Annotated in this window: 10 protein-coding genes; 3 read left to right on the top strand and 7 right to left on the bottom strand. The window is 66.2% G+C overall.

Going from position 1 to position 9305, the window contains the following annotated elements; genetic code table 11:
* Positions 1–24: 24 nt before the first annotated feature.
* Positions 25–1137 carry an endonuclease/exonuclease/phosphatase family protein gene (locus tag O4H53_RS12505; RefSeq protein ID WP_269364115.1) on the bottom strand — a complete coding sequence of 371 codons (1113 nt, stop codon included), beginning with the start codon at positions 1135–1137 and terminating at the stop codon, positions 25–27.
* Between the two features lie 85 nt (positions 1138–1222).
* On the bottom strand, positions 1223–1990 hold the full coding sequence (locus tag O4H53_RS12500; protein ID WP_269364113.1) for a DUF1013 domain-containing protein: 768 nt from the start codon (positions 1988–1990) through the stop codon (positions 1223–1225).
* Positions 1991–2117: 127 nt separating this feature from the next.
* On the opposite strand from O4H53_RS12500, the gene O4H53_RS12495 reads away from it, so the two are divergent.
* Positions 2118–2765: a ribonuclease T2 gene (locus tag O4H53_RS12495; protein WP_269364111.1), complete on the top strand. Its 648-nt coding sequence runs from the start codon at positions 2118–2120 to the stop codon at positions 2763–2765.
* Between the two features lie 292 nt (positions 2766–3057).
* Here the strand turns inward: O4H53_RS12495 and O4H53_RS12490 are convergent, their stop codons facing one another.
* Positions 3058–4044: an NAD(P)H-quinone oxidoreductase gene (locus tag O4H53_RS12490; protein WP_269364109.1), complete on the bottom strand. Its 987-nt coding sequence runs from the start codon at positions 4042–4044 to the stop codon at positions 3058–3060.
* A gap of 106 nt (positions 4045–4150) precedes the next feature.
* Here O4H53_RS12490 and O4H53_RS12485 point away from each other — a divergent pair, with 106 nt between their 5' ends.
* Both O4H53_RS12485 and O4H53_RS12480 read left to right on the top strand, forming a co-directional pair.
* Positions 4151–5386 carry a class I adenylate-forming enzyme family protein gene (locus O4H53_RS12485; protein WP_269364107.1) on the top strand — a complete coding sequence of 412 codons (1236 nt, stop codon included), beginning with the start codon at positions 4151–4153 and terminating at the stop codon, positions 5384–5386.
* Entirely contained in the window at positions 5380–6483 is a 1104-nt protein-coding gene (locus O4H53_RS12480; protein WP_269364235.1) for a thiolase family protein, read from the top strand. Before O4H53_RS12485 ends, O4H53_RS12480 begins: the two co-directional genes overlap by 7 nt.
* On the opposite strand, the gene O4H53_RS12475 is transcribed toward O4H53_RS12480, so the two are convergent.
* The 4 genes from O4H53_RS12475 to O4H53_RS12460 all read right to left on the bottom strand — a co-directional run bounded on the left by O4H53_RS12475 (position 6472) and on the right by O4H53_RS12460 (position 9225).
* The gene (locus tag O4H53_RS12475; RefSeq protein WP_269364106.1) at positions 6472–7017 is read right to left on the bottom strand and encodes a biotin transporter BioY; all 546 of its coding nucleotides are present in this window, start codon (positions 7015–7017) and stop codon (positions 6472–6474) included. The two genes, O4H53_RS12480 and O4H53_RS12475, sit on opposite strands and share 12 nt — an antisense overlap.
* A gap of 60 nt (positions 7018–7077) precedes the next feature.
* Positions 7078–7674 carry an energy-coupling factor transporter transmembrane component T gene (locus O4H53_RS12470; RefSeq protein ID WP_269364104.1) on the bottom strand — a complete coding sequence of 199 codons (597 nt, stop codon included), beginning with the start codon at positions 7672–7674 and terminating at the stop codon, positions 7078–7080.
* Positions 7649–8368: an energy-coupling factor ABC transporter ATP-binding protein gene (locus tag O4H53_RS12465; RefSeq protein WP_269364102.1), complete on the bottom strand. Its 720-nt coding sequence runs from the start codon at positions 8366–8368 to the stop codon at positions 7649–7651. The genes O4H53_RS12470 and O4H53_RS12465 overlap by 26 nt, the downstream gene beginning before the upstream one ends.
* Before the next feature lie 158 nt (positions 8369–8526).
* The gene (locus tag O4H53_RS12460; protein WP_269364100.1) at positions 8527–9225 is read right to left on the bottom strand and encodes a COQ9 family protein; all 699 of its coding nucleotides are present in this window, start codon (positions 9223–9225) and stop codon (positions 8527–8529) included.
* Positions 9226–9305: the final 80 nt, after the last annotated feature.

Raw genomic sequence — 9305 nt, 5'->3', positions numbered from 1 at the left:
GCTTTCGGGGGGTCTGGCCGGGCTCTATTCGTCCTCCCAATCGCTGCCGATCGCTTCGCGGTCGCGCCGCTTCTCTGCCTCGATCATGTCCTCGGTCTCTTCGACCTCATCCTCTTCGCAATCGCCCGGATCGCTGTCGCAGGCGTCCTGCCCTGTCAGGGCCAGGACAAACCACATGGGAAAATGGTCCGAGCCGATCTTGCCCAGGCGCGCCATGTCGACCAGCCGGAACTGGGGGTCGTGAAACAGGTGATCCAGCGGCCAGCGCATCCAGGGCATGGTCGCGCTGAAGGTGTTGTAAAAGCCGCGCCCGACCCGCGGGTCCAGCAGGCCCGAGAGCCGCTGAAACCGCCGGGTGGTGGTGGACCAGGCCACATCGTTCAGATCGCCGGTGACAATCGCGGGCAGTTCGTCCTGCTCCGCCTCCAGCCCGACCAGCGCGATTTCGCTGTCGCGCCCCTTGGTGTCATGGTCGATGACCGGCGGTTCGGGATGCACGACATAGACCCGGCAGCACATGCCGTTGCGCAGGGTGACGATGGTGCGGATCGACGGCACCTCATCGACGATCAGATCGCGCACTTCAGAACGGCTCAGCTTCAGTTTCGACATCAGGCACATGCCATAGCCGTTGTCGCGGGGGGCTTCGATCCAATGGGGATATTGCGCGCCCAGCCCCTGTCTGAGCGCGGCGACCCAATCGGCGTCGACCTCGATTGCCATCATGACGTCTGGCGCACGCTGCAGGGTCATGTCGATCAACCGCCCGTAATCGCGGTTCGACTTCTTGACGTTGGCGGTCAGCAGGCTGATCTGGCAGTCGGTGTCCTGCCGCAACACCTGGTCCGCCGCTACGGACTGGCGCGGCCAGATCGGGGTGAATTTCAGGATGAAGGCCAGCTGAACAATCGCGATCAGTACCAGCACGGCCGCTGCCAGGCTGCCCAGATGATATCTCTGAGTCGTGGCCATGACGGTGGCCAGGACCACCGCCAGAACGAAAATCTGTTCGCGGGGAAACTCGCCCCCCCGCACAATGCCATGTGGCAGTTTGCTGAGCGGCAGCAGGGTTGCGATCAACAGCAGGGCGGCAGTGACCCAGATCACGCCATCAATCGCAATATTCACCCAGCCCATCAACGCCCCCGGTCAATCGCGGGGACGACCCCCGAGTGTGATCAACTCGGAAAACCCCTGCGGGGTTCCGCCGCCGCGCGAAGGTTCAGGACCGCGAGGTGTCGTCCTCGTCCTCGTCGTCGCTTTCGGGCAGGGAGAAGAAGCTGTCGGCGTCGGAATAATCGCTCTTGCTGTCCGCTTCGTCCTCATCGTCGTCGTCACCGCCCAGCGTGAAGGTTTCCAGCCCTTCGATCGCTGTCGGGATCTTCGGCTCCGCTTCCATCCCGAGGCTCTGCTCGGTGCTGACCAGCTTGCGACGCTCGTCATCGCTCATCACTTCGCCGGCTGCGGCCTTCTTGGCAGCGGCCTTCTGAACCGCCATGTCCAGTTCGGATTGTTTGCAAAGGCCCAGTGCCACCGGGTCGATCGGCTGGATATTGGAGATGTTCCAATGGGTCCGCTCGCGGATCGCCTGGATCGTGGGTTTGGTCGTGCCCACCAGCTTGCTGATCTGGCCATCGCTGAGCTCGGGGTGGAATTTCACCAGCCACAGGATGGAGGCGGGACGGTCCTGACGTTTGCTGAGCGGGGTGTAACGCGGGCCGCGACGCTTTTCCTCGCCCTGGGCGGCGGCGTTGAACTTGAGCTGGATCTTGTGCATCGGATTGTCCTGCGCCGCGTCGATCTCTTCCTGGGTCAGCTGGTTGTTCGCAATCGGGTCGAACCCCTTGACGCCCTGCGCCACGTCACCGTCCGCGATGCCCTGGACTTCCAGTTCATGCAGGCCGACGAAATCGGCGATCTGCTTGAAGCTGATCGTCGTATTGTCCACCAGCCATACGGCGGTGGCCTTGGCCATAATCGGTTTTGCCATTTTATCTCTCCTGAACGTCGCAACTTTCCCGTCGCCTGAAAGGGCTTTCCCGGCGGGCCGGGAGGGTTTCCATTGTCGGGGAACTCGGGCGCCTTATAGTGGCCCCGCACATCAAAGGAAAGACCCAATGCGCGCGCTTGCCTTGATCCTCGCCCTGCTCTGCAGCGCAACCGCCCTGCGTGCCGGGGGCCAACGTGCCGGTGAATTCGACTATTACGTGCTGGCGCTGAGCTGGTCGCCGAACTGGTGCGCGCTGGAGGGCGATGCGCGGCGCTCGCCGCAATGCGCGCGGGATGCCGGTCACGGATGGGTTCTGCATGGTCTCTGGCCGCAGTTTCATCGCGGCTACCCCGCCTTCTGCCAGACCGCGCAGCGCCCGCCCTCGCGCGGGATGACGGCGGCGATGGCCGACATCATGGGCACCGGCGGGCTGGCCTGGCACCAGTGGAAGAAACACGGAAGCTGCAGCGGGTTGTCCGCCGCCGATTATTACGCGCTGTCCCGGCAGGCCTATGGCACAATCCGCCAGCCCGAAGTGTTTAGAAAACTGTCCCGTGACGTGCGCCTGCCCGCCTCGGTTGTGGAAGCGGCATTCCTCAAGGCCAATCCGGGGCTGGAGCCCGACGGGATCACCATCACCTGCCGCGATGGCCACATTCAGGAGGCACGGATCTGCCTGAGCAAAACCCTCGATCCGGTGCCCTGCGGGCAGGATGTGGTGAAAGATTGCCGGATGAAAGATGCCCTGTTCACGCACATGCGCAATATTCCCTGACCTTGCACCTGTCGCCAGCGTCGGATGGATATTTATAGCCAAAAAGAGGAGGGGGACGTCATGCCCCCTCCCCCTTCCGGAAAGCCTCGCTCTCTTTCTGGCACGGTCATCGGCGTCCCCGCCTGTACCGCAGAACCAACCTGCCCAATGAGGGTTAAGATTTTCTTACCCTCTCTTTTTGGCAGGCAAATATCCCTGCGCGACGGTGGCACTGCAAAAGACCTCACCGGTGGTGGGCTCAGGCGCGCCACGGACACCGGGCATCGCGTCGCGCGTCAGCGCGGCTTTTGGGTCAGGGGGCAACCTCCAGCACGATCTTGCCGATGTGCCCGCTGCCTTCCATCCGCGCATGGGCGGCGGCGGCCTCGGCCAGGGGATAGCTGCTGTCCATCACCGGTGCCACGCGCCCCGCCGACAACAGCGGCCAGACCGCCTCGCGCAGTTCCAGCGCAATCCGCGCCTTGGCCAGGTCGCTCTGCGGGCGCAGGGTCGATCCGGTCATGGTCAGCCGCCTGGTCATCAGCATGGCAAAGTTCACCTCGACCTTCGGCCCCTGCAGGAAGGCGATCTGCACCAGGCGGCCGTCCGGGGCCAGGGCCTTGAGGTTGCGGGGGATGTAATCCCCGCCCACCATGTCGAGAATGAGGTCGGCGCCGCCTTCCGCCTCCAGCACATCCACAAAATCCATGTCGCGGTAGTTGATTGCCGCCTCGGCGCCAAGGTCCATGCAGGCGGCACATTTCTTGTCCGTGCCCGCCGTGGCAAAGACCCGCGCGCCAAAGGCATGGGCAAGCTGGATCGCCGTTGTCCCGATCCCTGAGGAGCCGCCATGCACCAGGAAGCGTTCGCCCGCCTTCAACCCGCCCCGCATGAAGACATTGGACCAGACGGTGAAAAAGGTCTCCGGCAGGCAGGCGGCTTCCTTCAGCCCCATGCCATCGGGCACCGGCAGGCAATGCGCCGCCGGGGTCGCCACATATTCGGCATAGCCGCCGCCGGGCAGCAGGGCGCAGACCTGATCGCCCAGGTCGATGCCGCTGACGCCCTCACCCAGCGCCACGACCTCGCCCGAGGCCTCCAGCCCCGGCAGGTCGCTGGCCGTGGGGGGCGGTGCATATTTCCCGGCCCGTTGCAGGGCATCGGGGCGGTTCACGCCCGCATAGGCCACCTTGATCACCACCTGCCCATGGGCAGGCAAGGGCACCGGGCGGGTGGCCGGTTGCAGGACCTCCGGTCCACCGGGTTTGGTGATCTCCATCGCGGTCATTGTGTCACTCATCGGAATTCCTTTCACATCGCTTGCGTTTCAGCATAGGTCTTGCGCGCGCCGCGTCGACCCCGATAACTCTGCGCGAGGGTCAGGAACACCGGAGCAAGAGACAAGCATGACGGATCAGGACAGGTTCATCTGGCATGCCGATGCCCGGCTCTTTGCCGGGTCTGCGGAAATCGCGCGGCCCGCTGCGGCGCCTGTGCCTTCGGACCTGTGCATTCCGGCATGTCCGACCGAGGCCTGCCTGACCCGGCTGACAGCACAGATCGCGGCGCGGGGCAGCTTCTGCCTGCGCGATGGCGCGCCGCTGACCGGGGCCGAGGTGCCCGCAACCCATTTCGTCACGCTGACCGGCGGCTCGACCGGCCAGCCCAAGGCGATCCTGCGCAGTCAGAAATCCTGGACCGCCAGTTTCGCGCAGAATGCGGCGATCTTTGGCATCGTGCCCGGGGACAGCATCGCAGTTCTGGGCAGGCTCAGCCATTCGCTGGCCCTCTATGGTGTCCTGGAGGGGCTGCATCTGGGCGCGGATGTGCATGTGCTCGACAGTCTTTCGCCCCGTGCGCAGATCGCCCATTGCCTGCGCCATGGGGTGCGGATCCTCTATGCGACGCCGACGCAGTTGCTGCGTCTTGCGCGCGCCGCAAAAGGCCAGCGCCTGCCGGCGCTGCGGCTGATCCTTTGCGGCGGGGGGGCGCTGCAGGCGACGGGCCGCGCCGCCGTCAGGCCGCTTGCCCCCAATGCCGCCCTGCATGTGTTCTATGGCGCCGCCGAGACCAGTTTTATCACCCTTGGCGGGGCGGATACGCCGGATGGCGCGGTCGGCGCCGCCTATCCCGGCGTGACGCTGAGGATACTGGACGAGGCCGGGCAGAGCACCGGGGGCGTGGGCGAGGTCTGGGTGCGCAGCCCTTACCTGTTTGACGGTTATCTCGGCGCGCCGGGGGCTGAGGCGCATCGGCGGGACGGTTTCGTCTTTGTCGGCGAAATCGGCCATCTGGACGGGAACGGCCTGCTTTGGCTCAAGGGGCGCAGGACGCGGATGATCACGATTGCGGATCAGAACGTCTATCCCGAGGAAGTCGAGAATTTCATCACCGACCTGCCCGGCGTGGCCGCCTGTGCCGTTCTGCCCCTGCCCGATGCGCTGCGTGGCCATCGGCTTGTGGCCTGTCTCGAAGGGGCAAGGGACCCGCGCCTGAGCGCCGCGGTTACCGATGCCTGCAGGCGGCGCTTTGGCCCGCTTGTCGCGCCGCGGCGCGTTCATTTTCTCGATGACCTGCCCCGGCTGGTGTCGGGCAAGACCGATCACGCCGAACTGGCCCGCCTGCTGGAGGGCGGATCGTGAGCGCCTGGTTGGCAGCGGCCTGCCGCAGTCCGGTGGCCCCGCGTGACGGCGCGCTCTCGGCGCTGTCGCTGCACGAACTCGGTGCGCCGGTGATCAAGGCCGTTCTGGCGCAGGCGGGGCTGACCGCCGAGGATGTCGACGAGCTGATAGTCAGCAATGCCCTGGGGGCGGGTGGAAACCCGGCGCGGGTGCTGGCGCTGGCGGCCGGTCTGCCCGAACGGGTGGCGGGGCTGAGCATCGACCGCCAATGCGCGGGCGGTCTGGATGCGGTGGTTCTGGCGCGGCAGATGGTTTTGGCGGGGGCTGCGGATGTGGTTGTGGCCGGTGGCGTCGAAAGCTACTCGCGCCGCCCCCTGCGCCTGCGGCGCTTTGCGGATGGCCGCGCGCCGGAGGCTTATGAGCAGGCAGAGTTTACCCCCTGGCCCGACCGCGACCCCGACATGGCCGAGGCCGCCCAGGCCCTTGGTGCCTTGCTGGGAATCGGCCGGGAGGCGCAGGATGCCTGGGCGATGGCCAGCCATGCAAAGGCGCGTGCCCATGCAGCAGCGGCCGGAGAGATCATTCCCCTTGCGGGGCTGACGGCGGATGCCTTTACCCGTGATCTGCGGCCTGCCTTATGCCGGCGTGCCAAAATCCTGACCGGCGACATCACCACAGCCAATACCGCCGTGGCCGCAGATGGCGCGGGATTTGTCGTTGTGGTGTCGGAACGGGCCGCGCGGCAGCTGCGCGCGCCTGTGCAGGAAATCCTGGGCGGGGCGACGCGCGGCGGCACCCCGGACATGCCCGGCCTGGCCCCGGTTGCCGCGATTGAACATGTGCTGGCCACAGCCGGCAGGACCCCGCGCGACCTGCAGGCCGCCGAGGTGATGGAGGCCTATGCGGTGCAGGCCATCGCCTGTGTGCGCGGCGCGGGGATTGATCCGCAGATCGTCAACACCGGCGGCGGGGCGCTGGCGCGCGGGCATCCCGTGGGGGCCTCCGGCGCGATCAACGCCGTGCGGCTGTTCCATACGCTGCGCCGGACGGGCGGGACCGGGCTGGCCGCGATTGCCGCCGCGGGCGGCCTCGGGACCGCCCTGTTGTTATCCGCGTGACAGCAGGCTTGCGGGGCGCGCCCGTGCCAGACCGGCGGTGATCAGACCTGCGAGGACGGCCTTGATCAGATCCCCCGGGATGAAGGCGGTCACCAGCCCCAGGGACTCAAGCGCGCTCTTGTCCAGCGCGCGCATCAGTCCCGCGATGCCAAAGACATAGATCACCAAGATTCCGCCCAGCACCGAGGCAATCCCGGCGGCCCATGCCACCGGCAGGCGGCGGCTCCGCTCCATGATCAGGCCACAGACAAAGGCACCGACCGGCCAGCCGATCAGGAAGCCCGTGCTGGGTGTCGCAAAGACGCCGAGGCCGCCGCGCCCGCCTGCCAGCAGCGGCAGGCCAAGTGCCACAAGGGCAATGAACAACAGCACGGCAAGACCGCCGCGCCGTGCGCCCAGAACCGTCCCGCAGAGCATCACGCCCAGCGTTTGCGCCGTGATCGGCACGCCGAAGCCCAGGGTGAACTTGGGGATCAGACCAAGTGCTGCGATCAGGGCCGCGAAAAGGGCGATGAGGGTCAGGGAGCGTTCCATGGCATAGGTCCTTTGAATTCCGACCCCGCAGCGGTAGGGGCTGAGGGCGAAACCGTCAAGCTACAACCCGCCCCGCGCGCGCAGGGCGTCGGCCACATGTTCCGCATCGTCTATCGCAAGCACGGCGAAGGGCGTGATGATGCGCCAGCCCAGGCGGCGGACCGCACGGGCGCGCCAGGCCAGTGCCAGCATGCGGCCCTTGTCGGCCAGGACGGGGGTGAAGCGGATCACCAGCGCCATTGCCAGCTCCACCAGATCGGTGCGCAGGCCAAAGGCGCGAAACGGGGTCAGCAGCCAGCGCACGACCCCCATCATGTCGCTGAGGCGGGTGGTCATGGTGACCAGATTGGCCAGTGCCACGGCGGTCATCATCCGCATCACGATCACCAGCCCGGCCCGAAAATCGGCAGTGACCAGATGCCACAGCAGGATCACCGCCGCAAAGATCCACAGCGGCCTGAGCCGGACGATCCCGGTGCGCAGGAACAGCGCCCCCGGCAGGGCGTAAAGCCCCAGGGTCAGCGCCAGGAAGACCCCGTGCCACAGCAGCGCCTTGGTGGCGAACAACACCACCGTCGCGGCACAGAGCGCCGCCAGCTTGGCCCCGGCGGGCCAGCCATGGGCACGGGTTTCAACCGGCGAGGTCAGAGAGATCATCAGCCGCCCCCAGTTCCACCATACGTGCCTCGAAGGCCTGCAACACGTCCTGTGGCCTGCCCTGCTGCATCACCGCGCCACCTTCCAGCCAGAGCACATGATCATAGCCGCGCACCATGCCGGGATCATGGGTGATATGGACCAGGGTCGCCTCCAGCCCTTCCAATACCCGGGACAGATGCATGGCGGTCGGAATATCGAGCCCGGCAAATGGTTCGTCCAGCAGGATCACCTGCGGGCGCATGGCCAGGATCGACATCAGGCAGACCAGCTGCCGCTGGCCCTGCGAAAGCTGGTGGATCGCGGCGCGCGCCCAATGGCCCTTGTTGAACTGCCCGAGGATCGCCTGAACCCGTTGCGCCACCTCCGCAGGGGCATGGCCCATCTGCGCGAGGCCAAAGGCTATTTCCTCTTCCACGGTGGGAAAGATGATCTGGTGGTCGGGGTTCTGGAACAGGATGCCCACGGCCCCCAGCGCCGCCTTGCGGTCCTTTGCCACCCGGGCACCGGCGATACGGACCTGCCCGCTGTCCGCCGCGACCAGCCCTGCGAGCACACGGGCGAAGGAGGTCTTGCCCGATCCGTTGCGGCCCACCACGCCGATGCGGCGGGCGTCGCTGACCAGGGTTACATCGGACAACACAGGCACGCCATTCGGCGCATATGTGATGTTTTGTGCATCTATCAGCGGCATGAGGCGGGTCTGTTCCGGCTGGGATCAAGGCGCTACCGCCTAGCATGTCTGGCCGGGGTGTAAAGGCACCCGCGCCAGATTGCACCCGTTTTGGCCCGAGTTCCCGGGGCAAGCGCCCCGCCTCAAACTTGTATCAGGTTAAAGGCGGGGCGCTGTAATCAATCCCGCGGGGCGGTCCATGACCCCGGCAGATCGCCCTTGGGAAAGCGGCTGGGCGCCTTGATGTGGCTCAACAGCCAGTTCGGCCCCGCCATGAGCTTGCTGAGGGTCGGGCTCTGGTTCACCTGCGCCTTGAGCTTTTCGATCTGCATCACATTGTCGACGCGCCGGTCCAGGAAGGCCCAGGTGCGCATGTGACCCTCGCTGTCGTCGCCCAGCCAGTACAAGACGGTGGAGGAATAGACACCGCCCAGGGTGGCCCGTTTGGTATACCAGTTCACATCCTCGGATGTGTCGCCCAGGGCGTTCCAGATGGCATCGCAGGTTTCCCAGATCAGCTTCGCGCCATCGGGCGCATATTGCGGCAGCGCAAACAGGGTGGTGCCCCGCCGGACCAGTTCCTTGTCCTGCACCTGTTCCAGTCGCAGGCGGACCGCCCGTGCCACGCGGTCGCGGAAACGCAGGTCTTCAAGGTTTTCGGATTTCAGCGCAGCCAGCATCGCCGCGTCGCCCTGCCGGTGATAGGCCACCGCCAGATCGACCGCGCCGCGCGGGCAGACCGCGCGCGCCACTGTCGGGTCCACGCCGCTTTCGTCGATGGCGGCCTTGAAGGTCACCTCCGACCAGCCATCGAAGGGCACATGCGGCAAGGCCGCATCCAGCAGTTTCGGCCTGGGGTCGGTTGCTGCCTTGGTCATCTTGCGCTCCTTTTTTGCGGTCCTGTCGGACATACCTTCCAATTGCGGTCCTGTCGGACATACCCTCTATTTGCGGTCCT

This window comes from Sulfitobacter sp. G21635-S1, from assembly GCF_027213915.1.
In the GTDB taxonomy this organism is placed as follows: domain Bacteria; phylum Pseudomonadota; class Alphaproteobacteria; order Rhodobacterales; family Rhodobacteraceae; genus Sulfitobacter.
The sequence above is the reverse complement of the archived record's forward strand: the minus strand, read 5'-3'. Positions and strand labels throughout refer to the sequence as shown.